General features: G+C 38.4%; 19 protein-coding genes. 8 read left to right on the top strand and 11 right to left on the bottom strand.

Features of this window, described 5'->3' with window-relative positions; genetic code table 11:
- Positions 1-98 precede the first annotated feature (98 nt).
- The 11 genes from IJS99_08685 to IJS99_08635 form a co-directional block, all read right to left on the bottom strand.
- Positions 99-353 (bottom strand): DDE-type integrase/transposase/recombinase, encoded by a 255-nt coding sequence (locus IJS99_08685; protein MBQ7561891.1) that lies wholly within the window; start codon positions 351-353, stop codon positions 99-101.
- Positions 354-793: 440 nt separating this feature from the next.
- Positions 794-1,393, bottom strand: a complete 600-nt coding sequence (locus IJS99_08680; protein ID MBQ7561890.1) for an aldo/keto reductase — start codon at positions 1,391-1,393, stop codon at positions 794-796.
- Positions 1,394-2,341: an amidohydrolase gene (locus IJS99_08675; GenBank protein ID MBQ7561889.1), complete on the bottom strand. Its 948-nt coding sequence runs from the start codon at positions 2,339-2,341 to the stop codon at positions 1,394-1,396.
- Entirely contained in the window at positions 2,338-2,967 is a 630-nt protein-coding gene (locus IJS99_08670; protein ID MBQ7561888.1) for a TetR family transcriptional regulator, read from the bottom strand. Before IJS99_08670 ends, IJS99_08675 begins: the two co-directional genes overlap by 4 nt.
- Before the next feature lie 265 nt (positions 2,968-3,232).
- Positions 3,233-4,153, bottom strand: coding sequence for an amidohydrolase (locus IJS99_08665; protein MBQ7561887.1), 921 nt, complete (start codon positions 4,151-4,153; stop codon positions 3,233-3,235).
- A 36-nt stretch (positions 4,154-4,189) separates the two neighbouring features.
- Positions 4,190-5,164 (bottom strand): ABC transporter permease, encoded by a 975-nt coding sequence (locus IJS99_08660; GenBank protein MBQ7561886.1) that lies wholly within the window; start codon positions 5,162-5,164, stop codon positions 4,190-4,192.
- A gap of 2 nt (positions 5,165-5,166) precedes the next feature.
- Positions 5,167-6,681: a sugar ABC transporter ATP-binding protein gene (locus IJS99_08655; protein ID MBQ7561885.1), complete on the bottom strand. Its 1,515-nt coding sequence runs from the start codon at positions 6,679-6,681 to the stop codon at positions 5,167-5,169.
- Entirely contained in the window at positions 6,681-7,691 is a 1,011-nt protein-coding gene (locus IJS99_08650) for an ABC transporter permease (protein MBQ7561884.1), read from the bottom strand. Before IJS99_08650 ends, IJS99_08655 begins: the two co-directional genes overlap by 1 nt.
- 79 nt (positions 7,692-7,770) lie before the next feature.
- A complete protein-coding gene (locus IJS99_08645; protein ID MBQ7561883.1) occupies positions 7,771-8,808 on the bottom strand; it encodes a sugar ABC transporter substrate-binding protein in 1,038 nt (345 codons plus the stop codon).
- Between the two features lie 400 nt (positions 8,809-9,208).
- Positions 9,209-10,273, bottom strand: coding sequence for a hypothetical protein (locus IJS99_08640; GenBank protein ID MBQ7561882.1), 1,065 nt, complete (start codon positions 10,271-10,273; stop codon positions 9,209-9,211).
- An 18-nt stretch (positions 10,274-10,291) separates the two neighbouring features.
- Positions 10,292-11,140 (bottom strand): L-ribulose-5-phosphate 3-epimerase, encoded by an 849-nt coding sequence (locus IJS99_08635; protein ID MBQ7561881.1) that lies wholly within the window; start codon positions 11,138-11,140, stop codon positions 10,292-10,294.
- Positions 11,141-11,254: 114 nt separating this feature from the next.
- Here IJS99_08635 and ulaG point away from each other — a divergent pair, with 114 nt between their 5' ends.
- The 8 genes from ulaG to IJS99_08595 all read left to right on the top strand — a co-directional run bounded on the left by ulaG (position 11,255) and on the right by IJS99_08595 (position 16,505).
- Positions 11,255-12,358, top strand: a complete 1,104-nt coding sequence (gene ulaG / locus IJS99_08630; GenBank protein MBQ7561880.1) for an L-ascorbate 6-phosphate lactonase — start codon at positions 11,255-11,257, stop codon at positions 12,356-12,358.
- Positions 12,359-12,370: 12 nt separating this feature from the next.
- On the top strand, positions 12,371-12,856 hold the full coding sequence (locus IJS99_08625) for a PTS sugar transporter subunit IIA (GenBank protein MBQ7561879.1): 486 nt from the start codon (positions 12,371-12,373) through the stop codon (positions 12,854-12,856).
- 32 nt (positions 12,857-12,888) lie between these two features.
- The gene (locus tag IJS99_08620) at positions 12,889-13,227 is read left to right on the top strand and encodes a hypothetical protein (GenBank protein MBQ7561878.1); all 339 of its coding nucleotides are present in this window, start codon (positions 12,889-12,891) and stop codon (positions 13,225-13,227) included.
- Positions 13,228-13,253: 26 nt separating this feature from the next.
- On the top strand, positions 13,254-14,378 hold the full coding sequence (locus IJS99_08615; GenBank protein MBQ7561877.1) for a hypothetical protein: 1,125 nt from the start codon (positions 13,254-13,256) through the stop codon (positions 14,376-14,378).
- Between the two features lie 49 nt (positions 14,379-14,427).
- Complete coding sequence (locus tag IJS99_08610) at positions 14,428-14,736, top strand: PTS sugar transporter subunit IIB (GenBank protein ID MBQ7561876.1); 309 nt, start codon at positions 14,428-14,430, stop codon at positions 14,734-14,736.
- A 12-nt stretch (positions 14,737-14,748) separates the two neighbouring features.
- Positions 14,749-15,438, top strand: coding sequence for an HAD family hydrolase (locus IJS99_08605; GenBank protein MBQ7561875.1), 690 nt, complete (start codon positions 14,749-14,751; stop codon positions 15,436-15,438).
- Positions 15,439-16,068, top strand: a complete 630-nt coding sequence (locus IJS99_08600; protein MBQ7561874.1) for a hypothetical protein — start codon at positions 15,439-15,441, stop codon at positions 16,066-16,068.
- Between the two features lie 335 nt (positions 16,069-16,403).
- Complete coding sequence (locus IJS99_08595) at positions 16,404-16,505, top strand: helix-turn-helix domain-containing protein (GenBank protein ID MBQ7561873.1); 102 nt, start codon at positions 16,404-16,406, stop codon at positions 16,503-16,505.
- Positions 16,506-17,030: the final 525 nt, after the last annotated feature.

The raw sequence follows: 17,030 nt of genomic DNA, 5'->3' as shown, positions 1-17,030 counted from the left end.
AAAATTTATGTTATCAAGTAATTATCGGAATTCATCAGAAATATATTGTGTTCCGCGATCAGAATGAAATAATACTCTTTCAGGATGTCCACGTAAATTCATGCTTTAAGCAGAGTATCATATACTAATTTTGTATTTTGCCTTGAATTCACATTCCATGCAATTACTTTTCGCGAGAATAAATCAATAACTACACATAAATAACAAATTCCTTTTACAGTACAAATATATGTAATATCGCTAATCCATGCTAAATTTAGAGTCTTAGGCTTAATTTGACGGTTAAGAACATTACTTCCAGAATTTCTATTATTTTTTCTATAACTGCGTAAAGAAGTCTTTTTAGTAGACATTTCAAGCAGTACAATCTTCCCACACTAAGGTTTATACCATATTCGACCTCAACGCTTTTTTATTTTCTTTACTCCAAGACGTTTATTAGAAATTGTAGAATAAAAATGTTTATAATAAGAACTGCGATTAACTTTTAAAACTCTGCATAACGTCTTAATTTTATGTTCACACCGGAGTTTATAAACAGCGTTTAAACGTTGCTTGAGTGTGGCGTGAATATTTTTTTAATATTATATTCTCCTCCTCAAGTGCAGAGTTACGTTTTTGAAGTTCTCTTATTTGCTTGGCACTAATAATTGTTTCATCGTCAAGCTTAACTTCAGAAAAAAGCTTAATCCATCTGAATAAGGCACTTAAAGAGACCCCATATTATCGAGCTAATTGAGACTGCGATTTGCCGTTTTCGTACATAACTAACGAGACTCTTTTGAAGTCATCACTATATTTTGCTGAACGAGTTTCCATATTTTATGTCCACTTTATTAGGATAACACCAAAATTTTGGGAAGCCTTCTTTTTCTGCAATAAAATTAGCTTTTGCCAGCTGCCACGCATAACAATTTGAAATCCCTATATAACGCACTTTACCAGATTTTACAGCATTATTAAGCCCGTCAAGAATATCATAAATATCTGTCTGCCAGTCCCACATGTGATAAATATATAAATCTACATAATCCATTCCCAAATTTTTCAGGCTGGTATTGAGCATATTTTCAATGTGCTTTTGTCCGCTGATATGATTTTCGATTTCGTCTTGGGTTCTCGGCAAAAATTTTGTAGCTAAGATAACATTATCACGTTTTGCAAAATCGCGAAGAGTCCGCCCGACGTATTGCTCACTTGTCCCGCTTTGATAAGCAATAGCAGTGTCAAAAAAATTTATACCGAGTTCAATAGCGCGCTTTATAATTTCTCGTGTGTGTGCCTCGTCAATTGTCCATGTGTGTTGACCTCTTGAAGGATCGCCGAATCCCATACAGCCGAGACAAATACGGGACACGTTTAATTCTGAATTTCCAAGTTTAATACATTGCATTTATTGACCTCCTTTTATAAGATTTAAAGCATTGTCAGAATATATTTTTTGTCTGATTGAGTCATATTTTCCGTTATTGTCAAAGTGTAATTTTTTATTTAATACAATTTTGGCAGGTGAATGCGGAAAGTCGCTCCCGTAAACAATATGTTTATCATCAGTTATCATTAAAAGCATATCGAGTGCGGCAGGCTCAGGATCTCCGGCAATATCAAAAAAAAGATTCGCAAATTCCTTGTTGACATCTACAGAGTCCATCATTCCGAGAGAAGATAAAATCCCCGACACTCCCGAAAATCTTGAAAGCATATACGGTAAAAATGAACCGTTATGAGGCACAACAAATTTTATATTCGGGAATCTCGTCATTATTTTATTAGCGGCCATGTTTAACACAGCTCGTGTAATGTCGGCCGGGTATTCATAAATTGCTGCGACTTTACCTGTAATGACATTTTCGGGACGCTGCCTTGCTCTGCACGGATGAATTATTACAAGTGAATTTTTCTCGTTTAATTTTGCCATAAAGGGATCTAAAATCTTATCGCCTAAATAAATTCCGTTGTTATTAGTCGAAAGTTTTACACCTAAAGCTCCAAGCTCATTAAAAGCAAATTCAGCTTCTTTGATTGCTCCATCAACACACGGCAAAGGCATACAAGCGGCAAAACCGAATTTATCAGGATATTTTCTGCAAATTTCTGACGTGTCTATATTTATTTTCCTAGCAGCCTCACATGATTTCTTATCATTCCCATTGTGAACATGAGGCGGAGGGACTGACAGGACAGTATAATCAATTCCCGCATTATTCATAAAATCAAGATGAGATTCAACAGTCCATTGAGGTAATGGGAATCCGTCATCTTCAATCGGATCAATTTTAAGAAGTTCGATATTTTCGCGAAAAATTTTTGTGATTGGGTGAGCATGAAAATCAATATTCATTGCTGAACTCCTAAAAGTTTTTTGACACATGTATAAGTGATTTCATAAATTGAGAGATAAACATAATTTATATTTGCTGATTCCATTGCCTGACGCTGTTTTTCACTAACGAATGTATAGGGATAAATTCCATATATAAACGGGAAAAAGGAATAAATAAAATCTTGACGGTCTTTTCCTGACATATCAAGACAAAATTTTTCTAGACATTTTTCAACGGCATTAATTGATTTTCCATAAGCTGCCTTAAATTCTGTGAGATTTTCAAGCCTACTATTAGCTTCCATATCAAAATGATTCATCGAAAAAAGTTTTAGCATTGGTTGTCTTTTTTCCAGTGAATGAGCTAACTCGTGTGCAATTTCATCAGCTGTCATTCTCTCGTGATTGTCAGTTATTGAATTTAATTCATCGGCCCAAAGGTCATATTCTCGCTGAAGCAATGCAAGGAAAATTTCTTCTTTAGTCTGGAAATAATTATAAATCGCCGCTCTCTTAAAAGTTGTAAGCTCACCTATTTCCTTAATAGTAATGTCTTTGAAGCTCATAGTCTCATAAAGAGATGCACATGCATTTATAATTTCGTCCTTGCGAGCATTTGTTAATTCTATTGAGCCTCTTGGCATTGTCTGTAACCTCCTTATAAATTTATAGTCATAAAAATTATATACTGCAACAACACGATGTCAATATAAATTATTATTACTTGCAAGAATCGGCAAGTTTGTTGTGTATATTTGGATAGCATCCCGTGAACAACAATAACTTTTTCTTGATTGAATCACCTCGTATTCCATATTTTCTAGTAATTAAGTAAAGATCTAAAATATATAAACAAAGGGAGTCGCAACCATGTTACAACTCCCTGAAATTGTATTCCTGATTCAAAAATTATTTTTCAGGAAAATAAACGGCCTTAGCATTATTGTAGTAAATATCCTCAAGTTCTTTTTGTGTGAACTCATTAGATTTCAATAAATAATCCGTCAAATGTTCGTAGCTGTCTTGAGTTGCTGCGTAGGGTGCATCAGTACCCCACATTAATTTATTTACGCCTACGATATGGGCAGCCTCAGATAAATACTTGATAGTTTCTGAATATGGATAAGAATCCGGAGACATAATTTTAGGCATTGCCGCAATGTCAAACCAGATATTAGCCTGACTTAACATATTAAGTTCCGCTATCCATTCACGTTTTTTAGTGCGCATAGGTGCGAGTAAATGACAGATAACCAGCTTCAAATCCGGGCAGCGGTCGGCGATTCTCATGAGGGCGGCTGTCTGGTGGCTTTCCATGTCAATATCTCCTACGTCAAGAGCAACGACTCCGTTATATTTCTCGACAAGTTTGTAAATTTCCATCATGCGATCCCCTGAGAGATCAAAAGCGTCATGACAGCCCATTAATCCACCGCCGGAACTGACTTCAAATTTTGCTAAATGAAAATGTTTCTCCTCAAAAAAGCGTGTCAATACTTCCATGTGATTTGTCATAAAGGGGTCAACCTCGCAGGAAGGACAAAAACGATCCGGGTACTTCTCTAAAATTTCCTCGTGATAAATATTTTGAAGGCCGTACATACTGCCATTCATTAAGACAGCGCGTTCAACCTCGTTTTTATCCATGATAGATAAAGCCTGTTCCGCTGTAAAATTCTCGTCTCCGTATTCTCCAGTAATCGGCAAAAGTTGAAAGACTTCACCGCTCCCCCATTGAGCCTTTCCGCCTCCAATAGCACGAAGTTCACCGCGTCGACAATAACCAGCAAGTACTTTAGCAAGATGAAGATGTGCGTCAATTTTCTTCATAATTATAAATTCTCCCTTCAGTGAATGCCCTGACACTTAAGACTTTACCTTTTTTGCTTTTTTTCTCGACTGGTCAGCGTGCTGCATAGCGTCAAAGGCAACAGCTATAATTATAACTAGACCTTTCACGAGCCCTGCATGAGTAGACGGCACTGACATAAGATTTAAACCGTTATTCAAGAGTCCCATTAAGACAGCTCCGAAAATTGCGCCGGGCACTGTACCTTCACCGCCTAATAGAGAAACGCCGCCGATTACTCCCGCCGTGATTACGTCATTAGTATAGCCTGAACCCAAAGAAGAAGAAGCCTGCTGAGTCATTGATGCTAAAACAATACCGCCAAGCGCAGTAGTAAGTCCCGACAAAATATAGCATATAATTGTCATTTTTTTAACGTTTATGCCGGAAATTTCAGAAGCAACAGGATTGCCCCCGACTGCATAAACATAGCGGCCGAATACAGTTTTACGCAGCAAGAACCAGCTTATAACCGCAATAATCAGCATAAAATATACAGGCATAGGGAATCCTAAAATTTTCATTGAGCCGATCGCAGTAAAAGCAGGCACTGTACAGCTTATAATTTTATTATTCGTCAAGACCATAGCCAGCCCAAGAAAAATACTTTGACTTGCAAATGTTACTAGGAATGCAGGAATATGGAACGTCGTAATTATAAAGCCGTGAAGCAGCCCCGCCGCAGCACCGGTACAAAGTGCAGCAATCACACCCGCAGTTACTGCTGACTGTGTATCACCCATCATGTGAGTCACCTCAACAACTACAACAGCAGTAAAAGCGCATAATGTTGAGATTGAGAGATCAATACCGCCCATTAAGAATACAAATATTGTGCCGCTTACCATAATTCCAATAACTGACACTGACCAAAGCACATTACTGAAATTATTTAGTGATAGAAACGCTTTAGGCCTTAAAATCGACAGAACTAGAATAAAGCACAGCAATATTATGGGCTTAGAATACTTGCTCCAGTTGATTTTGTTCATATTTATTTCTCCTCCTGAACACCCTGACCGGCAGCGAGCACCATGGATTGGGTGACTTCGACATTTTTAAATTCCTTGACAATGTTGCCTTTTCTCATTACTAGAATTCTATGAGAAACACGCAATAATTCTTGCAAGTCCGATGTTACAACGATAACAGCTACTCCCTCATTAGCAAGTCTCTCTAAGATCGAATAAATTTCGTCCTTTGCTCCAACGTCTATACCTGCAGTAGGTTCGTCGACAATTAACAGCTTAAGATTTCTCATCAGCCACTTGCCGAGAACAACTTTTTGCTGATTTCCGCCGGACATGACTCCGACTTGTTTATCAGGATCTGAAGGACGTATATCAATAGTCTCAATAGCGCGCTTGCTCATTGCTAACTCATCACTGTCAGAAATAGCTACACCATTAATTTTCACAATATCGTAATTTGTCAGAGCGACATTTTTTGTAGTAGACAACAGGGGGATAAAGCCTTGATTGCGTCTATCTTCAGGGACAAAGCCGATTCCTTCTTTAATGCTTGATTTAGGGGACGGATTTAATTTTTTGCCGCCCAGTATGACCTCGCCCGAAGCTGCTTTATCAACGCCGTAAATTGCACGCACGACTTCAGTACGTCCCGCTCCGATAAGTCCGCCTAAACCTAATATTTCGCCGCTATGTACTTGGAAGCTGATATTGCGGTAACGATCTGTCTTGTCCGTCAAATTCTTAACTTCAAGGCGAACGGGCTTGCTGTCATCAGAGTGTAACATTTTTTTAGAGCCCGCTGACTCGTCAACAACTTTGCCGATCATTGTCTCGATAACTTTAGCCGGTATGATTTCTTCTTTCTCAAGAACTGCCGCATTTTTACCGTCGCGCAATATCGTGAGTCTGTCAGAAAGCATATAGACTTCTTCCAAACGGTGAGAAATATAAATTATTGAAACGCTTTGCTCTCTTAGAGTCCGGATAATGTGAAATAACATTTCTGCTTCTTTGCCTGATAGTGAGGCCGTAGGTTCGTCCATGATGAGCAGCTTTGAATTTTGCGATAACCCCTTGAGTATCTCTATTAATTGACGCTGACCAATGCCGAGATTATCAACAATTGTAGTAGGTTTCAGCGGGAACTGGTATTTATCGATAAGCTCCTGAGTCATTTCATTCATTTTCTTGTAATTTATGAATGGGCCATTACGAGGTTCACGGCCTAAGAAAACATTTTGTGCAACTGTAAGCGGGGGAATTACTGATAACTCCTGATAAATACAAGCTACCCCTAATTTCTGGCAGTCCTGATAATTATTAATTTCTACAGGTTTGCCTTCCCAGTAAATTTGACCCTCGTCTTTAGAGTAAACGCCCGTTACTATTTTTATGAGCGTTGATTTTCCAGCTCCGTTTTCGCCCATTAAAGCATGAACTTCACCGACTTTAACTTCAAAATGTACATCCTGAAGTACCGGGACACCGGAAAAACTTTTATAAATATTTTTTGCTTCAAGAATTGTATTTCCTGCCATTACTCAAGTCCCTCCTTTGCTCCCTGTTCTCGCGCTTTTCGTTCCATACGGGATTTATAAGTAGCGTCGAAAATCACAACAGCAATAATTATAACGCCCTTGATAATATACTGAAATGAAGTATTCATATCAAGTTTACGCACTCCATTTTCTAAAGTAGCCATGAATAAAGCTCCGATAAGAGTCCCTATAACATCGCCCGACCCTCCGGAAAGTGCCGCGCCCCCGACTACAGCAGCAGCAATAGGGCTGAATTCAAAATCTGTACCAATAGCAGTAGTAGCACTCTGAAGTCTCGCAGTAGTGAAAACCGCACCCACCGCAACAGAAAAGCCAGTTAACATATATGCAATTATACGAGTCTTAGCAACATTTATACCTGACAACACGGCGGCTTTACGATTTGCTCCCACTGAATAAAGATTCGTGCCGTAACGAGTATAACGCAGCAAAATCTGACCTATTACAATAAATAAAATCATTGCCATTATTACATAATAAAATTTTCCGACACCTGTACCAAGCCAAACATATTCGGAATGATTCATAGCTTGACTCTTGATTACTCCGTTCACATTACGAATAGCAATAATATAAGTCATTGCCCGGAAAATGCTCATTGTAGCAAGAGTGCCGATAAATTCAGGGACATTCAATTTTGCGACGATAAGCCCATTAATGAGACCGCAAAATAATCCGGTAAGCAGGCCGAATAACACCATTACTTTGAACGGCCACAGAGTATATTCATAAATATTAGCCATGACCATGCCGACAAGAGCCATCATGCTGCCTGTAGAGAGATCAATACCGGATGTGATAATGAGAAATGTTACACCAACACCGATAATTGCAGGAATCGAAGCATCACGAACAACCTCGATCAGATTAGCAAAGTTAAAAAATTTACCCTGACCATACCCAGCCAGTATAGTAAAAAGACAGACTAAGACCGCCAGCATGATAATAGAGATAAGCCGGCGCATTGCTGTCTGACTAAGCTGCTTCAAAATATTTTTCCTCCTTTTATATATAGTGAAAAGGTAAAAAGAAAAGGGCTGCCTGCTAGACAACCCTGCAAATAATATCTTACCAACGATCTGCCGGAGCTATTGAGCTAACGTTTTCAGCTGTAACAACAATAGGTTCCATGATGACTTTCGGAGTCTCCGTTAAAACAGTGTAACTATATTCGGAGCCAATCATGAGAAGTGCAATTTTCGCAGCCGTTGAACCCTCGTCCCAGCTGTTAGTGTAAATTGTCCCAGCCATAGAACCGTTTTCAATCATAGCAAGTGCATCTTTCTCGCCGTCAGCACCCCAGATACAAATTTTGCCCTTCTTGTTTGCTGATTCTGCGGCAAGTGCAGCTCCCTCGGCCATAGCGTCATTAATTGCAAAAACTCCCTTCAGATCCGGATATGACTGTAAGAATGAATTCATAACGGTCATTGCTGTATCTTTCTGGAATGATGCTGTCTGAGCGTCTACAATTTTAATTTTAGGATATTTCGCAATTGTATCACGGAAGCCCTGCTCTAAATTGTCAGTACGAGTCAAACCGGGCACACCCTGAATTATAGCAATGTCGCCTTCTCCCTTTAACTGTTCAGCCATTTTATCGGCAGCCATACGTCCCGCGTCATAGTCAACTGCCATAACGAGTGCGCTGTGTACTGTATCGCTGGCACAATCAAGATTCAGAGTTATAACAGGAATTCCCGCCTCTTCAGCTTGTCTAACAGAAGGAGCAAGTGCCGTACCGTCTGAACACTGAAGGATTATCGCATTATAGCCCTGATTGATGCAGTCTGTCATAATCTGAACTTGTTTCTCTGCTGACTCTTCCGCGCTGTAAGAATCTACTTTGATGTTTGACCATGAAGCACACTCGCGCTCGATTCCCTCTTTCCAGCCTTGATTGTTGGGAGTTCCTATATCGTGGGCAATGTAAGCAATTTTTACCGGAGCACCGCCGTAAATGTCAATACGTTTTTTGCTGCTGTTAGCAGCCACTGCCTTCTGTCTCGCAGGATCTTCTCTAGCAGCAAATACTACTGTTGCAAAGTTCATTATCATAATTGCCGCTGCCATGAAAGCAATAACCTTCTTAAATCTAGTACTCATTCAAAGAAAACCTCCTATAAATTAAATTTTATGATACAATGACTTTCCTGCGGTGAAAGAACATTAAAATCACATGAAATATTATTTCGGGAACTTGCTTAATAGAGAAATTCACCTCCTCATATAATAAGACTCCGCAGATATTTTTTCTAATATGGCCCAAAATAATTGTAAAATTTTTCTATGATTGTTTTTATTTTATAGGAAAAATAATGTCCTATCAAGTAAAAAATGTTAAATAACAATACTTGTTATACATTTTTTCTAGACTCAATATCCGCCTTTTTTGTCGAGCCGGAAATATTGCAGTCATGAATGAAGATATTATAAAAATATGCAGCTCCCCGGTAAAATTTCGAGAACTGCATTATAATTTTTTAGCATTGACTAGAAATTAAAGTTATTCAGTAATTGTATACATTGCTACTTCGTCAATCTCCCTATTAGTTGCGACAATAACGTCTTGCCCCTCTGAATTCTTGAAATGCATAGCATTAGCACATCCGGTGTTTTCGTCAATAATATCTGTCTTATAATCTCCGGCCTCATTATCCCAAGTAATAGCGATAGTTTTCTTAGTTCCTTTTCTCCAGCCTACAATCCAAGTCGGTTTGCCTAAGAGTTCACAAGGCCATGTCGCGTGGATCATTTCTGTTTCTTTCTCAGGACGTGAATATTTCCATTGAGGGATATAATTTCCGAACTCATCAAGATGGAAAATAGTTAAAGAATTTCCGTGAAATGGAGAAATGCAGCCTAATTCTAATTTTCCATCGCCGTCAAAGTCCATCAGAATCGAATCACTCGAAGGAATTGAGCTAATTTGTTCGACTTCCCAGTTTGAACCCAGTACAGCAGGAGGCGAAATTAAGAAAGTACCTTCTTCACATGCTACGAGTGCTGAATCATGGCCGCCGTGAGAAATTTTGCAGTAACCGTGATTCTTTAACATGTCCTCACATATTAAATCCATTTTGAGCATATTAGAATCGTTAAAACCCGATAAATCTTCAGGCAATACAGCCCCGAAACATGCTCCCTTAAATCGCCAGTCGTCTTTATATTCATGGCCGGTCTTCAAAGCACACGCAATAATATAATTAATTCCGGCTCTGTTCAGAATTCCGAATCTATGCACAAAGGGAATTTTACAAAGCGTTCTGATCTCCCAATTATTTTTTGATTTTGGAGTAGCTATAACGATTCTTGCATTTGCTGAATTATTAGGCGAGAAAAATTCATGTGTTGATAAAAATTGACCGTCTGAATTTGGAACGGGAGTCATTGTCATAATTCCGCCCGGTTTTTCCCAAACTGTTTCGAGAAGTTCGCCGCTCTCAGAGAATAAATAACAAGGATCACTTTTTTCAGCTGCTACAACAAAACAATTATTGCCCTTAAAATTTAAACTTGTTATAGCGTAACATTTATTTAACTTAGCAATGACCTTTTTTGAAACTTTCATAAAAAAATAACTTCCTTCCTATTTATGTACTACTTTATTAATTTTTTCCGACATCTTTGAGCAGGCAAATATTATGTCATCTTTCCAGCTTGTATTGCCAACGTCCCACATTTCTGTAACAAAACGCCTAATGCCCATATCCCAAGCCTTGTTTATAACAGCGTCAAAATCTACATGTCCGGTCAAAAATGGAATCTCCCTAAATTTTCCGGGTAGAGTTTCTTTCAGGTGAAGAGCGATAATATGACCTCTTCCTGTCTCAAGATCACCGAGAACGCTCGTTCCATAAGTTTTTGCGGCATTCGTCAAATTTCCTGCGTCGGGATAAACTCCTAAATATGGGCTGTTAATCAAGTTTACATACTTCATTGATTTTTCTGTAGTGTTCATGAACTCTGTCTCCATAGTCTCAAAGCCGAGTAATACACCTTTAGCAGCTGCCATTAAAGTTGCCTTTGCTAGATTCTCACGGAAAAATTTTTCGCTCTCTTCGCTGCTTTTCTCGTAATAAACATCATAGCCTGCGAGTTGAATTATTCTGACTCCTAAATCATCAGCTAAGATTACGGCTTTCTCCATAATTTCGAGACTTCTTTTCCTGACTTCAGGATCAGACGCGCCAAATGGATATTTTCTATGTCCTGAAAGACACATCGAGCGAATCGGTATATTAATTTCTTTCATGAGATTAACTAATTCTAGTCGTTCATCTTTTGACCATTCAAGGCGAGAAAGTTTTTTGTCGGTCTCGTCAATGCTTATTTCTACAAAATCATATCCGCATTCTTTAGCACACAATAATTTTTCTTTCCATGAGAGAGACTCTGGCATAGCTTTCTCATATAATCCTATTGAATATGGTTTCATGAAAAAAAACTCCTTTCTCATAAAATTTGATTTTTGCTAGTATTTAGTATATATTCTATAATATTTACAGCATTTTTCAATAAAAAATTTTTACATTATAAGGGAGGCTTTAAATTGAGTAAAGTATCAGAAATGACTCGTGAAAAATGGATAATGAGCACATTTCCTGAATGGGGGACGTGGCTCGTTGAAGACATTGAGAATGAAGTAGTAGCTCCGGGCAATGTCGCAATGTGGTGGCTCGGCTGCACTGGAATCTGGTTCAAGACTCCGGGCGGAGCAAATATCACGATTGATTTATGGTGCGGCAACGGTAAGAGAACTCACGGCAACGGAAAAATGGCAGTAGGTCATCAAATGGCCAACATGTGCGGCGGCCGAGCGATGCAGCCAAATTTACGCAATGTACCTTTTGTGATTGATCCTTTCGCTTTCAAGCAAGTTGATGCAGTCTTAGCAACTCATTATCATCAAGATCACATGTCAGCAGAGTGGGCGGCCCATGTCCTTCAAAGCAACATGATGACAACTGACGAGAACGGAAAAGAAATTCCCGTCCCATTTATAGGCCCGTTAAAATCGGTTGAGACTTGGGTAAAATGGGGAGTCCCTGAAGACCGCTGCAAAATCGTCAAGCCCGGCGACATTATCAAGATTAAGGATATCGAAATAGTTTGTCTTGACAGCTTTGACAGAACTTGTATTGTAACAACGGACTCAACTGGCCCCGATCGTGAAGAATTAACCGGAAAATGTCCGACTGATATGGACGAGAAAGCAGTTAATTATCTTGTGAAGACTCCGGGCGGAAATATTTATCATTCTGGAGACTCTCATTTCTCGATTTATTTCGCAAAACACGGCAAGGATCATGATATTGACGTTGCTTTTGGCTCATTCGGTGAAAATCCCATCGGTATGCAGGACAAAATGACCTCGATCGATGTTTTGAGAATGGCCGAAAATCTTCGCTGCAAAGTCGTCATTCCGATTCACTGGGACGTATGGACAAATTTCCAAGCTGATTGCGAAGAAATCAAATTAATGTACGATTTCAAGAAGGATCGCAACGAATATAAATTCCATCCGTTTTTCTGGCAGGTCGGCGGCAAATATACATATCCCCAGGATAAAGATAAAATTTATTATCATCACAGACGGGGATTTGAGGACTGCTTTGAGGCTCCGCAGAATATTCCCTATCGTTCGTGCTTATAAGGAGATTTGCAAATGTCAACGGTTTTACAGGATATTGTCGAGAAGAAACACTATAAATTCATTGACGGCGCTGGCTTAACTTGGCAGGAAGCAGTAAAGATCAGTACTGAAAGTTTAATTGCTGACGGCAGCGTTTCAGAAGATTTTTACAAGCAAATTATAGCATGTATAGAGAAATACGGCCCTTACATGGTATTCGAGCACAATGTCGCCATGCCTCACACAACAGAGAACGCCGAGGGAGTTTATAAAACTGGTATAGGTTTCATGGTCTGCAAAAATTTAATTGATTTTGGGACTGATGAGGACGGAGAAAAGAAAGAAGCAAATTTATTCTTTACTCTATGCTCAGCAAATCCTACAGAACACATGAATAACATTCAACAATTAGCGAATATATTTCAGAATGAAGAATTACTTGATGCTCTTGTTGAAGCGAAGACTCCGGAGGATATTTTAGAGGCAGAAATGAAATATCCATGTGAAGAAGAAGATTAATTTATAATTTTTACGAAAGGAAATCACTCACAATGTTTATATTAAATGAGATTTGGACTTTCTTTGCGACTTATATATTGCAGCAGGCTCCCTACATGGTCGGCTTCTTGACACTGCTCGGCTATTGTTTAATGGGTAAAAAGTGGTATGACACTCTCGCAGGAACTTTGAAGGCTATTATCGGAATGTTAATATTAAATGCAGGTTCGGGCGGCTTAGTCGGAAATTTCCGTCCTATTCTTGCAGGACTCAAAGAAAGATTTAATCTTACAGCTTGCGTAATTGATCCATATTACGGCCAGAATGCAGTTACAGCAGGAGTTGAAGAAGTTTTCGGTAAAGGCTTTTCACAGGTCATGACGCTGTTATAATTGCTTTTATCGTTAATATTTTGCTTGTGAGATTTAACAAAATCACGAAATGCCGAACACTTTTCACGACCGGACATGTACAAGTTCAGCAGGCTGCAACAGCTTACTGGCTCATAATGTTCGCACTTCCTGCACTCAGAAGCAATGATTTATATTTGATGATCGTAATGTCTGTAATTTTGGGCGCATATTGGGCGGTCGGTTCAAACTTGACAGTCAAGCCCATGCAGGAATTAACGGACGGGGCAGGCTTTGCAATCGCACATCAGCAAATGTTCGGAATAAGATTCGGATATTGGCTCGCTGATAAACTTTTCGGAGATAGAGGCGGGAAGCGTGAAGTTAAGAAAGTCGGCGACCTCGAAATGCCCGGCTTCTTCTCAATCTTTAATGAGAACATGGTCTGTACTGCAATATTAATGACTGTATTCTTTGGAATTATTATGGCAGTTATCGGCAAGCCGTTCTTTGTTGCAAAGGGTCATATTAAAGAAAGCATGAATTTTGCGTTCTATTGCTTTAATACCTCGTTACAGTTCGCAGTTTATCTCGCAATATTACAGTTAGGTGTCAGAACATTTGTTACAGAGTTGACAGCATCATTCCAAGGAATTGCAGATAAATTATTGCCGTCATCAATTCCCGGAGTCGACTGCGCAGTCTGTTACGGATTTGGAGATTCAAACGCTGTTACATTCGGTTTCTTAGCTGGTTTATTAGGGCAGATTACAGCGATATTAATTCTTATATTCTCAGGTTCACCGACTATTATAATTTGCGGATTCGTTCCTGTATTCTTTGACAATGCGACTATAGGACTTGTTGCGAACGAGAAGGGCGGACTTAAAGCCTGCTTGATTATTCCGTTTATTTCAGGATTGATTCAGGTATTCGGAGCGGCTTTAATAGCTGGCTGGGTAGGACTTGCAAATTACGGCGGTTATCTCGGCATGTTTGACTGGGATACAGTCTGGCCGGCGTTTACATGGGTTATGCATTATTCCGGATATATCGGAGTTGCTATTGTCGTGTTAGTTCTTCTTGCGATTCCTCAAATTGAGTACTTAATGGATCGTAAAGGCTATTTCTTAATCACTGAAGATTACGAAGCATATAAGGCTTATATTGCAGAGAAGAAGAACAAGAAATAAAATTTTTACCATAAAATAATAATATCTTGAAAGGACTTGAAATTTTATTATGGCAAAACTTGACGGAAAGAAATTATTAGCCTGCTGTGCGAACGGTGCGGGATCTTCTTTACTTATGGAGAACGCGATCAAGAAAGTTATGACGAGGAACAATATTAAACCGGCGGCAATAAGTCATTGTGCAGTCTCTGAGGGTAAAAGCGCGGCATCGGGCTATGATGTAGTACTTTGCGCGAAACCTTTTGCGAAAACTTTTGACGGTATAGACACTTCAAAGACGACTTTAATCACTCTGAAAAATGTCATGTCGGACAAAGAAATCGAGTCAGCCTTAAAAGACGCGGGACTCCTTGATTAATAAAATTTTTGCATGTCGGACTCGTTTAAAAGCGTAATATTTGATATAGATAACACGCTTTATGATTTTGCGTATTGTAACGGGCTTGCTTTAGACAAACTCAGAGAATACGCGTATAAAAATTTTGCTTGGACTGCTGAAACTTTCAACGAGAGTCATTTGGCAGCCCAACATGAAATTTTTTCACAAATGGGATATAACGGAAGCTGCAGGTCTAGAATTTTGCGCTACAAAAAAATGCTTGAACGTTCTAACCTGCCTCTCTTCCCTCACGCTGTTGAAATGGTCGAGCTTTACTGGTCTACAATGCTTGAAAATTTACGGCCCTATGATGAAGTCTTTGATGTAATATCTACTCTTAAATCACATAAAATTAGAATCGGAGTCGGTTCTGATATGACAACTTATATTCAATTTAAGAAACTTGAGAAGATGAATATTTTGCAATTTATAGACTTCATAGTAACAAGTGAAGAGGCCGGCGAAGAGAAGCCATCAGCTAAAATATTTCAATTGTGCCTAGATAAAGCGGGCTGCTCAAAGTCAGAATGTTTATTTGTCGGTGATGATCTGCGAAAAGATTACGAGGGCGCAAAAAATTTCGGTATGAGTGCTTTACTCGTCAACAGGAAAAATAATCAGTTAAGCGGAGATATTCAGCAAATAAGCTCATTAACTCAAATTCTAGAAATAATTAATTAATTGATCATGGAAAATTTTGATTTATCACATGTTTTGCCTTATGTTCCGGGAATAATTATATTTCTCGTCGGCTCTGTTCAGGTTGAAAATTGGCTCAAGAATCGGAAAGTAAATAAATATTATCTCCGTGAAGAAGCGGGAATTTTCCACCCTCTTGTTATGATGTTCGGAGGGGCTTTGTTAATTTTGCTGACACTTTTCGAGAATCAAAAACGTGAAGTCGAGGCTATGACATGCTTGACAATAATATTAATAGGCGCGGGGATTAGTCTGATATATAATTATTTCTCGCTCAAAAAAAGAAATTTGCAAGTTATTCAAGCTGAAATCATAGAAATTTTTACTCGGCAACTATCAAAGCAGACAAAAATTTGGAAGGCTGCGAAATTTACATATTATCCCATTGTAAAATATGAGATTGACGGGCGCGAATATACTAGGAAATGCAAAATTAACTCAAGCGGCAAGAATACTTTTAAAGTGGGCGACAAAATGAATTTATATTATGACTCGTCAAGTAAAATAATTCTTGAAAAGCATGCTCATATAGGGCTATTAATTTCAGGTACAATAATTTTTGTAATAGGTGCTTTGGCAGGATTGAGTATCCTATCACATATTGCAAGTTAGTGTAAATTAATAAATTTATAGAAAATTTTTATCAGTCATTTACTTAACTGCTGCTGGGATGATTTTTCATTTTATTGGATCAAAAACAGCGGCATTCAATGTTATTGTGATAAGTCCCATTTTTGCAAATTCAAAATTTTAAAGTAATTTGTCCTGAATAATTATATGATTTGCTGCATCAAGTTTATATACTATATTATAATCTCTATAAATTTGTCTAGTACTATAAACTTCAGTTAAGAGTGCTTCATCAAGACTAATAAAGAAAAAATTTCCTAGTGTTCGTAAAAATTGTGGAAGGAGAGGAGCACCAATCGAAATAATAAGGCAATATATTGAGAAGCAAGGTATTAAGCATGAATAGGGCATATAAATTCAGAATATATCCTAATCAAGAGCAAGTAATAATGTTTGCTAAAACGTTCGGGCTTTCCTAAGTTCAAGAGCAAGAAAAATAGCCGAATGCGTTATACAACGAATAATCAAAATGGGAGTATAAGAATAGAGAATAAAAGGTTAAAGCTGCCCAAAGTAGGATTTGTAAAAATAAACTGGATAATAGCCAAATAAAAACTATTCTTATCACAATCACACAGGCTTTTATTAAAGCTCGAAAACTATCCGACTTTACACATCCAAAAACGATATAACTCAGCTTGGCATCAGCAAAAAACGGGATTATAAAATAGTTTGTGTAAATGGGAAAAACTATAAAAACGGAGGACTAAATAGTAATGAACAAGAAGCATGAACTTGAACCAAAGGATGCTATTATCGAACAAATAGTTTCTCAGCTAGATTTATCTAGAATGACACAGGAGGAGGCTTAATGGACTTGTAAGATCTCTAGACGGTGTCGTCATAATATATAAAGCCACATAAACATTGCACATATCTGAACTGAAGCTATGAATGACGATGATTTTTTAGCGTAACGGGTTGCAATGCCTCGCCACTGTTTT

It is taken from the genome of Synergistaceae bacterium (assembly GCA_017444345.1).
Taxonomy (GTDB): Bacteria; Synergistota; Synergistia; order Synergistales; family Aminobacteriaceae; genus JAFUXM01.
This window is presented reverse-complemented; position numbering and strand designations above follow the sequence as displayed.